This is a genomic window from Niallia sp. Marseille-Q9988 (genome assembly GCF_976954375.1).
Window position 1 is genome coordinate 201,818 of record NZ_CDRJSZ010000004.1, and the last position, 18,528, is coordinate 220,345.

Genomic DNA, 18,528 nt, shown 5'->3' on the forward strand with positions numbered 1-18,528 from the left:
ACAATATAGGGAAGATGTCCTTTATTCAACATCTTCCCAAAATATATATGGTTAGTAAAAGTTATAAAGGGTTAAAAAGGTTAAAATAAGAATAAGGATGAGTTGTTTTATGAAAAATAGTAATCTAACTCCTATAATGGTAATGGGAAATATATTTAAAAAAAATGGAGGAGTAACTAAGGCAATATACCATCGTGTGAACGCGCTTATAAAAGAATATAATGAGGTAATAATTTGTACTTTTAATTATCATCCCAATTTTAACGAACTAGTAGAGTATCATAAGAGTAACGGAAATATAGATCAAAAAGTAAAAATTTTCAACTTGTTTGAATCAACGGATCAATTTATAAATAATCAAACTTATATTAATAACTCAAAAGAAGCAAGATTTTTGGATGAAAACATGAGATATCAGGATAAAAATAACCCTAATGTTTATAGATGTTTTAATAAGTCGTCATTATGTAATGTATGAGTTATACAGAGAGAATAACATTGAATTTGTTGATCATTTTGAGGTGCCGTGGACAAGGGTTAGAAAAGAAATTTTTGATTCTAATGGAAATACTAGAAAAGTAATACATATGGATAAATTAAAAAATAAACCAGCTTTTAATTGTTATTATTCACCTGATGGAACATCAGTGCTATCTACAAAAGTTGATATAAATACAGGAAAAGAAACTAATTTCTTTTATCATATTAATGGTCAAGAATACCAAAATGAATTAGAATTATTAGCAGGTTGGTTACAAGGAATAGTAAATATGTTTAGTAATCCTGTGCTTTTTATAGATAAAAGAGAATTTGTTCTTCCATTTATGAATATAAAGCATGAAAATTTAAAGAAAATTTTTATTTTGCATAACGTGCATCTTAAAACTCCATATGATGATATTACGAAATTGGAACCAACTTGTGAACCGCTATTTCAAAATATTAACAGTATAGATAAATTAGTAGTGCTTACTAATGAACAATATAAAGATATAAGTAAGGTGTTTGGTCATGAAAATAAAATGGTAGTTATACCACATTTTCAAAATAAAGTGGAGATATTTCACACAACGAGGGAAGAGAATTTAGTCATTTCTTTAGCAAGATATCATCGACAAAAAAATTTAAAAGATGCTATACAAGTTATAAAAAAGGTTGCAAAAAAAATTCCTAATGTAAAGTACCACATATACGGATATGGTGCGCTAGAAAAAGAGTTAGAAAATCAAATTAAAGAATTGAATCTAGAAAATAATATCCAGCTCAAGGGTTTTACCGATAATCCAATAGCAGAATTACAGAAAGCTTCTGTTATGTTAATGACCTCTTTATATGAGGGATCTCCACTAGTTATCAACGAAGCTTTAGCTTGTGGAACTCCAATTGTATCTTATAATACAAGGTATGGCCCAAACGAAGTAGTTAGAAATGGAGTAGATGGCATTATAACAGAAAAATATGACATAGATGCTACTGCAAAAGCTGTAATTGAATTATTAAAAAATAAAAAATTGTATCAAAGAATGTCTGAAAATGGTCCAGAAGTTGTCCAAAGATATAATGAAAAAGAAATATCACAAAAATGGATTGACATGTTAGCGAATTTATAATGATAGAAAAAAGAATCTCCTACTAGTGTAAAAGTTGGAGATTCTTTTTTCTGTTTAAAGAATTTCTTTATAAAATTTATCTAATGCTTCTTTATTATAAGACGTATAGTTAAACATATTAAATCTTGGTAGATTATTATTCAAATATTGTTCCATACCTTGAACTAATCCATTTACACTATTTTCAACAATTAATCCATAATCTTCTTGCAAAATACTTCTATTTCCAGGTATATCTGTAGCTATTATAGGCATGCCAATAATAAGATTTTCTAATAGCACCATAGGCTGTCCTTCATGATTAGACGAAAGAATAAAACAATCACATTGGCTAATTAGAGAATACGGATTTGTTAATTGGCCTGTAAAGATTACATTTTTTTGTAATCCTAATTTATAAGTCAATTCTTTTAATTGTGTCTCAAGAACTCCTTCGCCAATAATATATAACATACTATCTTTCTTTTTCGTATAAAATTCTTTAAATGCCCTTAATAATTTTTCATGATCTTTTTCAGGAGAAAGTCTTCCCATAGTAACAAAGTTAATTTTATTCTTAGTTGGTTTTTTTATACCTTTAATTTGCAAATTTCCATCAGAAATGTCCTTGCTAGAGAGTAAAAAGGTAGTCTCCTCCAAAACCATTTCTTCATTTACTTTGATCTGTTGCTTAATTTTTTCTGAATCTATACAGTTATGAACATAAACTGTTTTGGTCTCTTCCATATATTTAGAAAGATTTTTAATATTTTCATCTCTTGTATTTTTGGAAACAGCAATTATTTTGTCGAAATATTTATAGATAGGAAAAATTAGATTCATCTTTTGTTTATGTTTAAATTTATTGTTGATTTTCTTATAGTATTCAGCATGCATATCGTTATGTTGGTATATTGCTTTCTTTTTGAATCCCCCGAAAGCAAATATAAATGACCAAAATGGAACATATCCACTAAAATCTATGGCCACATCATAATCTATATTACCGAAAAGCCTTTGAGCCTCTCTTTTATATAAGTTAAAAGGAAGATATTTTTCTAATCGGTTATTAATTAATCCTTTTTTAGTGATGTAATGATGGATATACCATTCGCTTACAGAAATATTCATAGCGCCAACTCTAATTAACTTTGTTGCGTTATGATTAATTTTTTTGAAGTTCTCAATGGATGCTTTGTCTGTTCTTATATTGTCCACTACAATCACATTAAACCTATCGTAATCAATATTGTTTATAAGGTTAATGGCAGAAGTGGTAATACCGTTATTTAAAAACCTCCACAATAGAAAATTAAATTGGTTTTTTCATTTGCTATACTATAGATTTTCCATGAAGAATTGTTGTTTAAAACGGAATCTATAATTTTTGGTGTTATCTTACTCGTTTCACTTCCATATTTTATGTCAGAAGTTAAGGTATTAGACATGTTTCTCATGGCTTTAGTAACAGCAGTTAAATCTGTACAAATTTTAACTGGAATTTCAAAAGAATCAACTTCTTCGTTAGTAAAAAATATTATTGGACGATTTGTAAAAGCAAAGTCATTTATAATATGCATATTATCTGAAATAAGAAAGTCTGTAATAGATAATATTTCATTTATGTCCATATAGGAAGGAATTATGAGATCCTTTAAATTTTCATTTATAGTAGCAGGAGGAAGTCCCTCAATATTTAGTAAAAGTTGAAATCCTGTAGGAATATTCAGCTTTAGTTGTGCAAGGAAATCTGTTAGTTTTATATCATCATTTTGTTTACTGAAGTACTCATTTTTCCATGTTGTAGAATAAATGATTAATTTCTGATTGCTCTTATAGGTGGTGCAATTTGATAACTGTTTCTTAACCAATTGACTATTTGAATTCAAAACCAAATCAATTCTCGGGTAGCCTTCTGCTAAAATTTTCCCTTTGAATATACCATCTAAATCATATGAACCCATCAAATTTTTTGCGTTTTGCAAACTATCTGTAAGTAGGTAGTCTACTTGTAAGAAATTTCTTTGAGTATTTGCATAAACTCTCCCATAGTTAGAGCTTTCATCATATAAGGAAGGTGTATTATGCCATGTATTCACATAAATTTGCTCTTCTCTTTTTTGAAAGTAGCTTGGAAATGAATGGTTATTAATTAAGTATTTTGCAGAAGCAAGATACATTAAATACTCATCACTATGAAGTTTAACAAATTTAACATTAGACATAGAACTATATTGATTAATCGTGGGATTATTTATATCATTTACGACCCATATATGTTTATAACCCTTGTAGCTTGGATGGGAAATAAGTTCCTTAAAAATAGCTAAAGGACTATCGGACATCCCCATTCCATTATGAGACTGGTATAATATAGTGTTATGTAGTATAGCTTTCTTTTTAAAATAGTCAGTATATGAATTAATCATTTTAAATTCTCTATCTGTTGCTCGTTTAATATAAGGTAATCTAATAAGCTCAATTAATGTAAATATTTTATTGAAAAAATTTTTTATGGCCATTTTTAATATACTCCTCTTTTAACATTGGTCTTTGTATAGTATAGCAATTTATCTTATAAGTATAAAAAGATTTTCTTTTTTTTTATTATAAAAGAATAATCTACTGAAAAAAATTATACTTTATTCTTTTATAATTTCCTGTATAAAGAATTTAATGTTTCGAATTAGCGTAAAAAGTGAATTAAATTTGGGAAGAATATTAGAAGAAAATGAAGATATATGATAAAATATGTAGGCTATTACTTTAAAAGCTAAGGGAGGGAATATACATAAACTGAATCATAAAGAGATGAGATAAAAAGGAAGAATCACTTACTTATAGGATAATAATAACTTTAAATAAAAATAATGATAAAAAAAATAAATACAATTAGGTTTGTTTTAGGAAGGGCATAATAAAAATGAGTTCTATTATCAATGTTATAAAAGAGCAAATAGATAATTTTCATTTAATAAGAAGATTGTCTATGTATGAACTTAAGAGTTCAAATAGGAATAATTATTTGGGGATATTATGGGAGTTTATCAATCCTGGTATTCAAATTGCAATCTATTGGTTTGTTTTTGGATATGTTCAAAAAAGACCAACTGTTGATGGTGCAAATGGACAAGAGATACCTTTTTTTATATGGATGCTAGCTGGGATTGTGCTGTGGTTTTTCATTTATCCAGCTATAACGCAAGGATCTAAATCTATATACACTAGGTTACGAATGGTCTCAAGAATGAATTTTCCGTTAAGTGCCATTCCGTCTTATGTCATGCTGTCCTTATTATATCCGCAGCTCTTATTAATGGTTGCTGTTATTATAATTTTTCAATTTATTGGTTATCCAATATCTATATATTATATTCAGTTACCGTACTTCTTATTTGCAGCCATTATCTTTTTATTTTCATTATCACTTATTACATCGACTATAGCTACTATAGTTCGTGACTTTCAAATGCTGTTACAATCCCTAATGAGAGTTCTGTTGTATGTAACTCCTATATTGTGGCCAGTGCATAATTTAGGTGATACATTTAAATTTATCATGAAATTAAATCCAGTCTATTATTTAATAGAAGGATATCGATATGCCCTATTAGGACAAGGTTGGTTTATTATAGAACATCCAGCTATAACGATATACTTTTGGGCTGTAGTTTTCCTATTATTGACTATAGGATCTTATATGCATGTGCGTTTCAGAAGACACTTTATTGACTTTTTATAATTGGAAGTGGTTAGATGGAAAAATCTGTTGTAGTGAAAAATTTAACAAAAAGATATAAGTTATATAATAATAAATCGGAAAAACTAAAGGATGTATTTTTTCCTAAAGATTATGGAGAACCATTTTATGCTTTAAGAAACGTTAGTTTTGAAGCAGACCATGGCGATGTTATAGGATTTGTTGGAGTAAATGGATCCGGTAAATCTACTTTATCTAATATTATTGCAGGAATTGTTCCGCCTACATCTGGTGAGGTTTTAATTGACGGACAAGCATCTCTTATAGCTGTAGCAGCGGGTGTCAATAATGAATTAACGGGTCGTGAAAATATTGAACTAAAGTGTTTGATGCTTGGCTTTACTAAAGACCAGATAAAAGTGCTTGAACCAAAGATTATTGAGTTCTCCGAATTAGGAAAATTTATTGATCAGCCAGTAAAATCATATTCAAGTGGAATGAAATCAAGACTTGGGTTTGGTATTTCTGTTCATACAGATCCTGATGTTCTTATTATAGATGAGGCATTGTCAGTAGGAGACAAGGCGTTTGCAGATAAATGTTTAGCGAAAATGGAAGAGTTTAAAGAGCGTGGTAAGACGATGTTCTTTGTAAGTCATTCTATTGGACAGATGAAGCAATTTTGTCAAAAAGGAATCTGGATTGAGCATGGACAAGTTAAGATGATTGGAAGTATAAATGAGGTTTTATCCTCTTATGAGGAGTTTTTAAAGACATATAATAAAATGTCCCCTGAGGAAAAGCAAGCTTTTAGAGAAAAAGGGTTTGAAAGTTAAATAATATATTAGCTAGATGTGTAAAGGAAACCTTAACGATTTTTTGGAGACCTCAATCACATCTAGCTTTTTTTGTTATTTTAAATTATATCTACAACTAACTCTAAATTACATAAGTAGTATTGATGATAAAATTTTTAAACATTGTTGTACCCCTTTTTATGGAAAACTAAATTAGGTTTGTACGTTTAACTGGTATCTTTGGATATTATAGATAACCACTATATAAATTCTATAAGGAAGATCATTGTAACCGCTAGAATAAAATAGACAGTTTTCGCTAGAATCCCGTGAACACTTTCGCCAAACATATAGACAATCTAGTAAACTAGAATTATTCGTTTACTGGAGGTTAAAGACTTGGAGGGAAAGTTAGTGTTATATATTGAGATTCATCAACTATTTAAGCGTAAATTAAAGATTGCTCAAATTGCTAAACATTTAAAAATTAATCGGGGGACTGTCTATAAGTATTTAGGAATGTCTTTTGAAGAAGCACAGGAGTATTTAGGAAACCCACTTCAAAAGCCTAAAAAACTAGATCCCTATCGGGATTGGATTGTAGCTTGGTTAGAGGAGTACCCTCATTTAAGTGCTGCACAAATTCAAGATTGGCTATTAGAACGTCATCCCAATTTAGAGATTGGAGAAAGCACGGTACGTTCTTATGTAAAAGAAATTCGCGAAATATATCAGATTGAGAAAAAAGCCATTGTTAGACATTACGAGGCTGTACCTGAACAGCCGATGGCTAAGCAGCTACAAGTGGACTGGGGTGAAACAAAGCAGAAAACGATAAAGAAAAAAGAAGTTAAATTGTATTTCATCGCTTTTGTCTTGGCGCATTCACGTTATAAATATATGGAGTGGCTAGACCGGCCTTTTACAACAAAGGATGCCATTCGCTGTCACGAAAATGCATTTCGCTTTTTTGGTGGTTATACAGAGGAAATTGTTTATGATCAAGACCATTTACTTTCCGTTAGTGAAAATGCAGGAGATTTAATTTTAACGTCAGAATTTCAAGCCTATATAAAAGAACGTAAGTTTCGCGTACACTTATGTCGAAAAGCCGATCCTGAGTCAAAAGGGATGATAGAAAACGTGGTGAAATACATAAAAGGTAATTTCGCAGATAGTCGCGTCTTTAAAGACATTGAGAGTTGGAATGTAAGTGCATTACAATGGTTAGATCGTACAGGTAATAAGAATGTACATAATACAACGAAAAAGAGACCAGTTGAAGTGTTTCTCGTCGAAAAGCAACACTTACAGCCAGTCTCCCCTATACTTTCATTAGAAAGTAACCATACAGTAATTATACCAAGGAACATAAATAAGGACAATACGATTCGCTTCAAGTCAAATCGTTATTCAGTTCCTGTTGGAACTTATGGGTCGCAACCAGACAATCAAGTGTACCTCAAAATAAAACAAGATACGTTGATTATTCTAACTCAGGCAGATGGCGAGATACTAGCTGAACATAAAATTAGTAATGAAAAAGGTAGACTTATTAAGAATAGAAATCATTCACGCGACCGTTCTAAAGGAATTGAGGAGATAAAACAAAGCGTCATTTCTAGTTTTGAAAAGCAGGAAGATGCAAGAGCCTATATAGATGAAATTTGTCAAATCTATACTCGTTATCGACGCGATCAACTAGCTATTCTTTTATCTGTCATAAAAAGCGATCCAGAATGGATTAATCAGGCACTTCAAAAATGTATCTACGAAAAACTTTATAGCGCCAATGATTTCCGCGATGTGGTTAATTATTTAAGTAAGTCAAATACAGAATCTATTTCCGCAATTTATAAGAGTAATATTGTGCCAACTTCTAAAACAAAAATTAAAGTAACAACACGCTCTATAAGTACATATACAAGCATTTTGGAGGGTGTATCCAATGAATAAAACCGTCAAGGAGTTACAAGACTACTTTCGCCAACTAAGATTAGCTGAAACTGCAGAGGAACTTCCTCAACTCCTTCGTGAAGCAGAAAAAGCATCATGGACTTATTTAGAATTCTTAGAAGCAGTTACAACATTCGAACTAAATAAACGTGAGATAAAAAGTATGGAGCGAAGAATGAAATGGGCTCGTTTCCCTTTTGTTAAAACGCTTCATGAATTCAATGTAGAAGAACAAACTGCCATTACAGAACGGCAGTTAACACAACTTCAAGAATTTAGCTGGCTAGAAAAACAGTATAATTTAATTTTATTAGGACCTCCTGGTGTAGGAAAAACGTTTCTAGCCGTAGGGCTAGGAATACAGGCTATCCAAAAAGGATTCCAAGTGTATTTTGTGACAATGGGCGAACTAATCCAGCTACTGAAAACACAAGAATTTGCGCATAAATCACAGGTGCAATTGAAAAGATTACAGGCATCTGATTTAGTAATCATCGATGACTTGATGTATATGGCAATGGATCAACGTGAGGCAAACCTATTCTTTCAACTGGTTAATCACTTGTATGAACGAAGTTCGATTGTTTTAACCTCAAATAAGAGTCCTGACCAATGGAGTGAGCTAATGGGAGATCAAGGTATAACTACAGCAATTTTGGACCGTTTGTTACATCGAGTAGAGGTTATTCGCATGAATGGCGAAAGTTATCGCATGAAAAATAGACAGCATGTATTTCAAGAAAAAATGTAAATGGAAAATAAGCGATAACTACAAAATTCTATTTAAAGGTGGCAAAACTATTTAGAATCAGTTAACTCAGTAAGCCGGAGGTTTTAAAAGATGGTTAAATTATTAAATGAAAATGAAGCTACCCTACTTATTCATTCATATGGGATAAAATGTGATGTGCAGATGGTAAAACAATGGTTAAAAGAAGGAAAACTCAAAGGAGTTGAAAAAGAAGGGAATACTATTATAGAGGAAGGAGCAGTTTATAACTTCTTAGCAGCATATAGATGGGAAGGGACTGCATATGAACAAGGAATAGATGACCAGCTAAAGATTAGTAGATTATTAGAAGAAGTTGAGGATTATAGACAAAGAGTGATCGAATTAGAAAAAGAGAAATCACAACTGAAGGAACAATTACAGAACTTACTAGGAATTATGCCGTTCTAAGTTTAGGAGGTATTTTTCTCCACCCATTTTAAACAGGTTTGGTAGGAGAACATTGAATAAATGGATAATCAAGGATTACGGCTGTCAATTTAGATCGTCAGTTATATGATGTAAAGGTTCTTACATAAATGGCGATCGCAAATAATAGGCAGCTGTATCTTTAGCAAAAGTGTTCATTACAAACGAGCAAAAAATGTTCATTTTTACTTGACGGTTACAATCATGCTTTTGTTTCTTCTAAATGAGTTTTATCAGCTTAATTTAAATTCTTCTATTCTTATGAAATTAACTGTCCCTTTTGACTATTGTTACGATATTCAAGCAGATAGTGTTTCTGAGTAATACCTACATTTTTCTCGTTAGTGAGATAGAATATTATGAAAATTACAAAAAAATGAAGGAGCTACTTGTTACACACCTTTGTTTAAAAAATTTATATCTAGTTGCATACTAAGTCTGAATATCACTGACCAAGTTATTTAATCCATTCTATCTAGAAGACTTGACTAACTTATTAGAACAATAGATTTTCTGTATGTTTATCTACGTATGTTTCAGTCAACAATGAAATAGTAAATATAGCGAAAGAAAGGGAGAAAGTAATGGAAGTAAATTATACTCCAGTATTTATATTTAAATCACTAAATATAGTAAGAGGTGGGCTCACTAAAGCGATTCTTACAAGAGCGAATACATTAATAAAATACTATAATCAAGTTTATATTCTTACTTTAAGCTTCCACAGTTTTGAAGATATTCTACAGGAATTATATAGTACAGGTCGATTAGATAAGCGTGTACAGGTGTTTAATTGTTTCCATGATTTATCAAAAAAGGTAGGCGATAATAAAGTAGATATAAAAGAACCTAAAAACAATATAATCAAAGAAGAGGGCTTATATGAGTTTATTGATAAGGGAAATGAATTGCCTTCTTATCGTTACTATAAAAATGGTGTTTATATAAAATATAAAAGATTCGATAAAGAGGGAAGGTTAGTATTTGTTGATTATATGAGTGAAAGTCGGAATCGAACTCGCAGAGATGAGTATGATAAAAATGGCTATTTGGTGTGCTCACAATTCATGGACCCAATAAATAATAGTCCAAGACTAAAAAGTTATTATGCTAAAAATGGGAAGTGCTATATGACTGTTTGGATAGATGACTATACTAAAAAAGAAGGACGTTCTCTCTTGTATGAACCAACTTGCCACGAATTTAAATCACTATATAAATTATTTACTTTTTGGGTGCAGGAAAAGTTAGAAGATATTGAGAATCCGGTTGCTTTCTCTGATTCACGTTTTTCTGATGGTCTCGTTCTTGATTTAAAGGTAGAGAATATAAAAAGAGTTGCTGTTCTACATAACAATCATTATTCCTGGCCATACAATACTAGAGCGGATACTAAGCAAACATGGAAATCCTTTCTCAATAGAATTCATGAATATGATAAGGTCATTTTTTTAACGAATGATCAAAAGAAAGACATTGGAACATTAGTGGGGAATCTCCCTACATTTGATGTGATTCCCCATGCTGTGCCTGAAATGAAGGTTGCTACAGTGGAGAAATATAATCCAAAATTAGTAGTCTATTTAGCAAGATTTGAATCTCAGAAGAGAATTGATGAAGCAATTAAAGCATTCAAATATGTTGTAAAAAAGATACCAGATGCTCAATTGCATATTTATGGATTTGGTCCCCAAAAAGTAAAGTTAGAAGCGTTAATAGAAGAATTGAATTTAAAGAAAAATATAATGTTACAAGAGTTTACGAATGCAGCATCTGCAGTTTATCAGTCCGCATCCTGTTCTATTTTGACATCTGATTATGAAGGTTTTGGAATGGTTATTACAGAAAGCATGGCGGTAGGAACTCCGGTTGTTTCGTATAATTGTAAATATGGACCAAGTGATATTATTCGAGATGGAATAGATGGGTTTTTAGTACCATGTAGAAATAAAAAGAAGTTAGCTGAAAAAGTAGTAAAGATTTTGTCTGATGACGATACTAGAAATCAATTGTCCAAGAACGCACTAGAAGTAAATGAACGTTTTAATTATCAAAAGTATGAAGAGAGATGGATAAGAGCAATTAATTCATAATAATTAGGATAATATCTGTCTATCTCCTAATCAAAAAAAAGATCTATACGAGGTGAATTTACCACTTTATATAGATCTTTTTGTTAGGAAGTATTTGCTAAATGAGTATGTTTAATCTTGCTCATTTATTGCTATTTTTGAGGGTATATCTAATAATTCTTCGCCTTCTTCATCATCGCTGTAGAATAGTTTGCTATTATAGTGCTGTAAATTTTCAAGGTTTGTTCTGTTGAACGTCCGATTTTCATTTCTATCCCTCATTTTATATTGTTTTTATTTTTAATAGTATGAACTAACTTAGAACGTTTTAAAGCAATAGTTGAAAAAAATATTAAACATTTCAAAACAATAATCTAAAAACTCTTCATTATAAAAAATTTAGAATTGAGTTTAATTTTAGGTAATTAATAAAAAAATTTAAGATGAAACTTTCTAAAATGAAATACGTCATATATAATAATAAGCAGTTATTTAAATTTAGTTTATAAAAAATGTAATATAAATGTAAAATAATGATGAAATTAATATAAACATGCCAGTAGGTATTGTGTTATAATAAACTTCGATTATATGCAAGAATAGATGCCTATGAAGTACGTTAATTAAGGCATTAGGGAGGATTTGCATGATTTATATAATGCTTGTGGTATGTTTCATTGCTTCTATCTTACTTACTCCATTAGTAAAAAAGCTTGCATTTAAAGTTGGAGCAATGGATAAACCAGAACAAAGAAAAGTACATCAAAAAATTATGCCTCGTATGGGCGGTTTAGCTATATACATTAGTTTTGTGATCGGTGCATTAGTAGTTAATCCGGATAAAGCTTACCATTATCCAATATTGATTGGTAGTGTCATTATAGTGTTAACGGGAGTATTGGATGATATTTATAATCTTTCTGCAAAGATTAAGTTTCTTGCTCAAACAATCGCCGCTATAATTGTTGTTGTTTGGGGTGGCGTACAAGTTGAATTTATTAACTTGCCATTCGGAGGACAATTGGAATTTGGATTCTTGGATATACCGATAACCGTTCTTTGGATTGTCGGCATAACGAATGCAATTAATTTAATTGATGGATTAGATGGGCTTGCCTCAGGTGTTTCCTGTATTGCTTTATTTACGATCACTGGTATGGCAATGATTATGGGGAATGGATATGTAATTGCTATATCTTCCATTGTTTTAGCAAGTACACTTGGGTTTTTATTTTTCAATTTTTATCCTGCAAAGATTTTTCTTGGAGATACGGGAGCATTATTTCTTGGCTATATTATTGCGGTAATGTCTCTATTAGGATTTAAAAATGTTACGTTAATCTCTTTTATTATTCCAGTAATTATTCTAGGAGTTCCTATTTCAGATACATTTTTTGCTATTATTCGTCGATTAGTTAATAAGCAGCCATTGATGGCTCCAGATAAGTCGCATTTACATCACTGCTTGTTAAATGTTGGTTTTACACATCGTCAAACGGTTATTATAATTTATGCAATGGCATCTTTTTTTGGACTAGTTGCGGTGATTTTTTCAATGGCAAAAGTATGGGGAGCAATACTCCTAATAGTTACTGTATTATTAGTAATTGAATTAATTGTTGAAAAGATAGGTTTAGTTGGAAAGAACTATAAACCTATTTTAAAATTTATTAATGATATAAGATATTCTACTGATAAAAATCGATAGTAAAAGACCCCCTTCAAGAATGAAGGAGGGTCTTTTGTTTTTTATGTAGTAAATAGAAAGGAAAGAAGTAAGGCTAGATTTGCCTTACTTCTTATTTATTATTTCACATTCTTTACGTATTGTACTGAAACATAGCCAGTAACTTTACCATATTTAATTTTATACCAAGCTCCGCTTTTTTCAAAAATTGTTATTTTCTTGTTATTAGGTATTGAACCGACTTTTTTGGATGACGCATTCGGCTTTTGTCTAATATTTAGATTTGTTGCCTTAACAGTCCCTGTCTTTACTTTATATAACGTAAACTTTTTAGTAGCTGTTTTTTTTAGCTTACTACCATTTACAGATTCAATAGATACAGTATAGCTTCCATCACTTGCATTGCCAACATTCCATGTATAAGAATGAATTCCTGCTTTTATGGACTTATTAGAAGCAAGGGTTTTGACGACTTTGTTTTTACCATTTACGATTTTTACAGTTGTTGTCGAAGCTTGGTTAACATGGAAGCTAACTTTGATTTTATTGCCAGATGTATCATAGCTCGTTTTCATCTCTTTAATGGTGGGAGCAATTGCTTTTTTTAAAGTGAATTTTTGATTAGCCGTTTTTTTCTGCCCACTAGTATTAGTAGAAGTGACTGAAACAGTATAGGTTCCATTATTAACTTTACTAACATCCCAGTTATAAGTTCTCGTACCAGTGGCAATTGATTGATTGTTTGCTAATGTTTTGATGACTTTATTTTTGTTGTCTTTAATTTGCACAGTAGTTTTGGTCGTTTGATTAACATTGAAACTAATTTTCATCTGGTTGTTACTTGCTGTATAGTTTGTCTTTATGTCTTTTATAGTAGGAGCAGTTGGCTTTTGTAAAGTGAATTTTTGAGTAGCTGTCTTTTTCTGTCCACTATTATTAGTTGAAGTTATTGCAACAGTATAGGTTCCATTATTAACTTTGCTAACATCCCAGTTATACGTTCTCGTACCAGCAGCCTTTGATTCATCACTAGCTAGCGTTTTAATTACTTTATTGTTGCTATCTTTCAATTCGACAGTTGTTTTTGCTGTTTGATCAACATGGAAACTAACTTTTACCTGGTTGTTACTTGCGGTATAGCTTGTTTTTATATCTTTAATAGAAGGAGCTACTATTTCTGCTTTTTTTAAAGTGAAATTTTGTTTAGCAGAACTTGATTTGCCAACACTATTAACAGATGTAATTTCTAGAGTATAGTTTCCGTTGTTGACATTTGATACATCCCAATTATACGAAGTTGTTCCAACAGCGATTGATTGATTGCTTGCTAATGTTTTGATAACTTTATTGTTGTTATCTTTTATTATTACAGTTGTTTTTGTTGGTTGGTTTCCTTTAAAGGAAACAACTATTCTGTTTGGATCTGAATCATATTTAGTGCTGATTGAACTAATAGTTGGTGCTTCTACTTTTGATACTTGAACAATGGCACTACTTGAAGTTGTTTGATTATTACTGTTTGTTGCTATAACTTCTGTTGTATAGCTTCCGTTGCTCCAACTTGAAGCATCAGCAGTGTAGGAGTAGCTACCTGCGTTTAAAGATTTGTTATTCAAAAGTGTTGATACGATTTTACCAGTGCTGTCTTTAATTCTTACTATGACAGTTGCTGCTTTATTGATATTGAATGATATTCTCACATTATCATTCGAGTTAACGAACGAAGCTTTTATATCTTTTATAACGGGAGCAGAAATATCAGTCTGTGTATATTCAGTAACTAGTTTAGCTCCAGGATAATAGAATGCTAGAATTTCATTGTATTTTTGTCCTGCCTTAGCACGATTATTTGCACCATATTGGCTCAAGCCAACTCCGTGACCGTACCCTTTTCCAGCAATGCTATGAGCAGTTGAATTAGAGGAGCTTTTTGTAATAAGATAACTTTTTACATTGTCTATTCCTATCATTGCTCTAACTCTTGATGCTGCAACATTCGTTTGTTTTACTTCTTGTAAAATTAGTTTTCCGTCTTTGTCTTTTATATCCTTCACGTAAAACTGAACCGTTATGGAACCTGTAGTTACACGTTTTGTGGAAGAAGGGTTATTAAAAGAAAGAGTTGGAATTGAGACAATCTTGATATCTTTATCTTTATACCCATTATTATTTAACCAAGTTTTAATAAGGGAGATAATTTTACTATCTTTTTCAGACGCATTTTTCCACCATGTATCTGGTTTAACTAAATCTTTGTCTTTCATGTCGATTTGCGTTTTTTGCAAGCTAAAATCCCAATTAAAGCTTGTATCATAAGGATCGAGTTCATTTTTTAGATATCCATATTCGTATCCCCAAACATTCTTAGCAGCCTCCATTACGCCACCATTACTTGCTGAGAATACGGCACTGATTAGTTTTCCATTATATTTTAAGACTTGTCCAGTAGTAGAATCTACAGCTTTATTGGAGTTAGGATGGGAATCAGTTAGTCCGCCATAAACTTGATGGTTTATAGTATCTGTGATTGTCTGACCACCATAATTCCAAGAATAAGTACGTGCTGCAACGGCTTGAGCTTTTAACGCTTCAAGATCCCATAAAGCTGGCATTTCTCGCGGAACAACCCCTTTAAGGTAATCTTCCATACCAACCGTATTAATTGGTCTAATATAGTTTTTGCCACTTATTGTTTCCATAATAAATTCAAAAGATCCTTTATATGAACGATTATTAATCGATAAGGAGCTGTCTGAGTCGGAAGAAGCTAGAGTAAAGGAAGTGGATTGATAAATAGATTTGCTTCCTTGATACAATTTTAGTTGAGATTGCTCTAATTTAAGGATATATTCTGTGTTGCTGTTTAAAGAAACTTTGCCATCAATGGTTTTATAGGTTCCGGATGGTTTAAGAGTAACTTGTGTTTTATTTCCGAGGTAATTCTTAAGTTTTACATGTACTTGTGGTTCGTTAACACTAGCATAGGCATTATGTTCGAAAATTGGCAGTATAGAAATCAGTAAAACAAATGAAAGCAACATGGATAGTAATTTTTTTAACATCTTTTTCTCCTTCATACATTAGTAATAAACTATGAATCTAGTAAAAAAATCTAATACTTTAGACCCCGTTACAATTAATTAGAATTATACCAAATTTTAATGTAGGTGAAAGAAATACTTAAAAATTATGTCTTTTTACCTAAAATAAGGGACTAATATGATTCTATCATAATAGCATGTTGTGTTAGTATGGATAATTATGGTGAATATCTAATAGAGAATATAATAAGTAGAATTAATGGTTAGATAAATAAGTAGGGGGAATTTTAGATAGGAAAAATATAGAACAAAATATAGAATTATTATCTTCTATTAGTTTAGTGACAAATTTCTTAATTTGAAAAGTAGATATTCATTCGGTTAACAATCTTTCTAAATAATATATTGGGAAAGATGAGGGAAGTACATTAGGCTTATCTTCTATTGAATCGAATAAACCAAAAAACATACACCAATGAAAATTGGTGTATGTCAGATATAGTGATTAGTTTAAAGTGGAGGAATCCGTTGTTGAATCTGTTTCTGTTTCAGTAGAGTTTTTAGAGTCTGATAAGAAACTGCTATTTAGACCTAAATGCTGCTGAAGGACAGATTTTGTCTCCGCTAATGCTGTTTCATCTAATTGATAAATATATTTACCATCTACACGGCCATCCGTACCCGCGAGTGTAAGTGTTTCTACTTGTAAACCGTTATCGGCAGTTGCATAAGCAATTAAGGACTGCATATCGCTGAATGATAGGTCTGTTGTCATATTGCTTCCGACCGCTTCCATTACTTTTGAATATTTTGTTATCCCTTCAACAGAGATCGCTTTTTTCATGATTGCTTGCATGATTAACTGTTGTCTTTTTCCACGCTCAATGTCGTTATCAATTTTTCTTGTTCTAGCAAGGGCAAGTGCTTCTTCTCCGTCCAATTCTTGATATCCTTCTTCTAGATGGATAGCTCCTGCTTTATCTTTTGAGTTTTGCTCTGTAAAAGTAACTGGAACATCGACATCAATACCACCTAAAGCATCAACAACATCCATGAAAGCGTCAAAGTTCATTTTTACATAATAGTCAATTGGAATCTCTAGTAAATTTTCTACAGTATCTAAAGTAGATGTAACTCCGCCAAAATAATGTGCATGGGTAATTTTATCTTTATAGCCGCGTTCAGGAATATATACATAAGAATCACGTGGAATGCTTAGTAATTTAACGGACTTTTCTTTCTCATTTAAAGTAGCAACCATTAAGGCATCGGAACGAGAACGTGTTGTTCCAGATTGACTTGATCTCTTTTCGCTGTCGTCTACTCCAATAAATAAAATGGAAACATCGTCGATATCTGGGTCCACTCTAGTTTCCCTTTTTGTATCACGATCAATTGGTTCATATGAATCATCTGCAACTGATTTTGCTTTTGAATAGAGGGTTGCTCCATAACCAATGCCTGCTAAAATAATAACAAGCAGAGGAACGAAAATAAAAAGTTTTACTTTTTTTCGTTTCTTTTTCTTATTATCCTTTATATAAGTTTCTCTTGATTTATTTGCCATAAGTTTCTCCTTTGTAAATAAAAAATACCACCAAAAGCTATATACTATATTACCGATAAATATCGGTTCCGTAAATTAGCACTTTTTGGCTATATTAGGTATTTCTTTGTATGGTGAAAAAAATTAAATAAAAGTTTCTGCATAAATCTTTTCTTTGTCTGTAATAATACCTTGTCCATTCGTTAAGTCTGTTATCCACGCTTTGTAGGTTTCGATTTGATCTGAATCTACAAAGACTTCGATTTCAACATTTTCTAAATAGTGAATGTCTTTGATTTGATAGTTTGAGGACCGTAATTCATTTTCCACTTTACCAAGTAAAGGATACTCGATGGAAACACTGATTATTTGCTTTAATTTTCTTTCGATGATGCCTAGGTTTGTCAAGCCTTCTGAGGTTGTTTTTCCATAAGCGCGAATAAGTCCTCCAGCACCAAGCTTGATCCCACCAAAATACCTTGTTACAACAACGGTAGTATCTTTTAGACCTTTTTTCTTGAGCACCTCAAGAATGGGTACTCCTGCTGTGCCACTTGGTTCCCCGTCATCATTTGCCTTTTGAATTTGGTCATGTTCTCCAATTAAGTAAGCAGAACAATTATGTGTTGCGTCTTTATGTTTTTTCTTTATTTCTCCTATGAAAGCCTGTGCAGCTTCTTCTGTTTCTGTTCGCGCAATATGTGCAATAAACCGCGATTTTTGTATAATTAGCTCGTATTCTCCGTAGCTAGGCACAGTTAGATAGGAAGGAAGCATACTGAAAGCTCCTTTCATTATGTCTTTATAATCATCCGTTGTTTTAAGTGCGATTAATTTTTTCTATCGATAAAGATGTGTGTATCGATTGAGCTTTTCGAAAAAAAAAGGAAAATCGATAATTAGTCTTATTTCATTATAATTCGACAAGGTCTATTCTTCAAT

At 31.4% G+C, this 18,528-nt stretch carries 14 protein-coding genes; 9 read left to right on the forward strand and 5 right to left on the reverse strand.

The genetic code is table 11. The features are described 5' to 3' along the window. Positions 1–109 precede the first annotated feature (109 nt). Together ACWNMZ_RS07950 and ACWNMZ_RS07955 are read left to right on the forward strand one after the other, a co-directional pair. On the forward strand, positions 110–478 hold the full coding sequence (locus ACWNMZ_RS07950) for a hypothetical protein (protein WP_449598565.1): 369 nt from the start codon (positions 110–112) through the stop codon (positions 476–478). Then, the gene (locus ACWNMZ_RS07955; protein ID WP_449598566.1) at positions 471–1,610 is read left to right on the forward strand and encodes a glycosyltransferase; all 1,140 of its coding nucleotides are present in this window, start codon (positions 471–473) and stop codon (positions 1,608–1,610) included. The genes ACWNMZ_RS07950 and ACWNMZ_RS07955 overlap by 8 nt, the downstream gene beginning before the upstream one ends. Before the next feature lie 54 nt (positions 1,611–1,664). Here the strand turns inward: ACWNMZ_RS07955 and ACWNMZ_RS07960 are convergent, their stop codons facing one another. Further along, a complete protein-coding gene (locus tag ACWNMZ_RS07960; RefSeq protein ID WP_449598567.1) occupies positions 1,665–2,894 on the reverse strand; it encodes a glycosyltransferase in 1,230 nt (409 codons plus the stop codon). Then, a complete protein-coding gene (locus tag ACWNMZ_RS07965; RefSeq protein WP_449598568.1) occupies positions 2,879–4,111 on the reverse strand; it encodes a CDP-glycerol glycerophosphotransferase family protein in 1,233 nt (410 codons plus the stop codon). The genes ACWNMZ_RS07960 and ACWNMZ_RS07965 overlap by 16 nt, the downstream gene beginning before the upstream one ends. Before the next feature lie 401 nt (positions 4,112–4,512). On the opposite strand from ACWNMZ_RS07965, the gene ACWNMZ_RS07970 reads away from it, so the two are divergent. From ACWNMZ_RS07970 to ACWNMZ_RS08000, 7 genes are all read left to right on the forward strand, one after another. Continuing rightward, complete coding sequence (locus ACWNMZ_RS07970; RefSeq protein ID WP_016205206.1) at positions 4,513–5,331, forward strand: ABC transporter permease; 819 nt, start codon at positions 4,513–4,515, stop codon at positions 5,329–5,331. A 14-nt stretch (positions 5,332–5,345) separates the two neighbouring features. Continuing rightward, entirely contained in the window at positions 5,346–6,125 is a 780-nt protein-coding gene (gene tagH / locus ACWNMZ_RS07975) for a teichoic acids export ABC transporter ATP-binding subunit TagH (protein ID WP_016205205.1), read from the forward strand. Between the two features lie 375 nt (positions 6,126–6,500). Beyond that, entirely contained in the window at positions 6,501–8,042 is a 1,542-nt protein-coding gene (gene istA / locus ACWNMZ_RS07980) for an IS21 family transposase (protein WP_251627623.1), read from the forward strand. Then, the gene (gene istB / locus ACWNMZ_RS07985; protein WP_251627622.1) at positions 8,035–8,793 is read left to right on the forward strand and encodes an IS21-like element helper ATPase IstB; all 759 of its coding nucleotides are present in this window, start codon (positions 8,035–8,037) and stop codon (positions 8,791–8,793) included. The genes istA and istB overlap by 8 nt, the downstream gene beginning before the upstream one ends. A 90-nt stretch (positions 8,794–8,883) precedes the next feature. Beyond that, on the forward strand, positions 8,884–9,222 hold the full coding sequence (locus ACWNMZ_RS07990; protein ID WP_251627621.1) for a hypothetical protein: 339 nt from the start codon (positions 8,884–8,886) through the stop codon (positions 9,220–9,222). A 602-nt stretch (positions 9,223–9,824) separates the two neighbouring features. After that, the gene (locus ACWNMZ_RS07995; RefSeq protein WP_449598569.1) at positions 9,825–11,333 is read left to right on the forward strand and encodes a glycosyltransferase; all 1,509 of its coding nucleotides are present in this window, start codon (positions 9,825–9,827) and stop codon (positions 11,331–11,333) included. A 625-nt stretch (positions 11,334–11,958) separates the two neighbouring features. After that, positions 11,959–13,020 carry a glycosyltransferase family 4 protein gene (locus ACWNMZ_RS08000; protein WP_169189141.1) on the forward strand — a complete coding sequence of 354 codons (1,062 nt, stop codon included), beginning with the start codon at positions 11,959–11,961 and terminating at the stop codon, positions 13,018–13,020. Between the two features lie 98 nt (positions 13,021–13,118). Here the strand turns inward: ACWNMZ_RS08000 and ACWNMZ_RS08005 are convergent, their stop codons facing one another. From ACWNMZ_RS08005 to ACWNMZ_RS08015, 3 genes are all read right to left on the reverse strand, one after another. Further along, a complete protein-coding gene (locus ACWNMZ_RS08005; protein ID WP_016205201.1) occupies positions 13,119–16,061 on the reverse strand; it encodes a SpoIID/LytB domain-containing protein in 2,943 nt (980 codons plus the stop codon). A gap of 484 nt (positions 16,062–16,545) precedes the next feature. Next, positions 16,546–17,607, reverse strand: coding sequence for an LCP family protein (locus ACWNMZ_RS08010; RefSeq protein ID WP_251627619.1), 1,062 nt, complete (start codon positions 17,605–17,607; stop codon positions 16,546–16,548). Positions 17,608–17,730: 123 nt separating this feature from the next. Beyond that, positions 17,731–18,363 (reverse strand): YigZ family protein, encoded by a 633-nt coding sequence (locus ACWNMZ_RS08015; RefSeq protein WP_449598570.1) that lies wholly within the window; start codon positions 18,361–18,363, stop codon positions 17,731–17,733. Positions 18,364–18,528: the final 165 nt, after the last annotated feature.

What these genes read in the sequence shown, in the direction of transcription:
- ACWNMZ_RS08015 (WP_449598570.1), bottom strand. Translation starts at nt 18,363, where the DNA reads ATGCTTCCTTCCTATCTAACTGTGCCTAGCTACGGAGAATACGAGCTA.
- ACWNMZ_RS07955 (WP_449598566.1), top strand. Translation starts at nt 471, where the DNA reads ATGTATGAGTTATACAGAGAGAATAACATTGAATTTGTTGATCATTTT.
- istB (WP_251627622.1), top strand. Translation starts at nt 8,035, where the DNA reads ATGAATAAAACCGTCAAGGAGTTACAAGACTACTTTCGCCAACTAAGA.
- ACWNMZ_RS08000 (WP_169189141.1), top strand. Translation starts at nt 11,959, where the DNA reads ATGATTTATATAATGCTTGTGGTATGTTTCATTGCTTCTATCTTACTT.
- ACWNMZ_RS07965 (WP_449598568.1), bottom strand. Translation starts at nt 4,111, where the DNA reads ATGGCCATAAAAAATTTTTTCAATAAAATATTTACATTAATTGAGCTT.
- tagH (WP_016205205.1), top strand. Translation starts at nt 5,346, where the DNA reads ATGGAAAAATCTGTTGTAGTGAAAAATTTAACAAAAAGATATAAGTTA.
- ACWNMZ_RS07990 (WP_251627621.1), top strand. Translation starts at nt 8,884, where the DNA reads ATGGTTAAATTATTAAATGAAAATGAAGCTACCCTACTTATTCATTCA.
- ACWNMZ_RS07995 (WP_449598569.1), top strand. Translation starts at nt 9,825, where the DNA reads ATGGAAGTAAATTATACTCCAGTATTTATATTTAAATCACTAAATATA.
- ACWNMZ_RS08005 (WP_016205201.1), bottom strand. Translation starts at nt 16,061, where the DNA reads ATGTTAAAAAAATTACTATCCATGTTGCTTTCATTTGTTTTACTGATT.
- ACWNMZ_RS07970 (WP_016205206.1), top strand. Translation starts at nt 4,513, where the DNA reads ATGAGTTCTATTATCAATGTTATAAAAGAGCAAATAGATAATTTTCAT.
- ACWNMZ_RS07950 (WP_449598565.1), top strand. Translation starts at nt 110, where the DNA reads ATGAAAAATAGTAATCTAACTCCTATAATGGTAATGGGAAATATATTT.
- ACWNMZ_RS08010 (WP_251627619.1), bottom strand. Translation starts at nt 17,607, where the DNA reads ATGGCAAATAAATCAAGAGAAACTTATATAAAGGATAATAAGAAAAAG.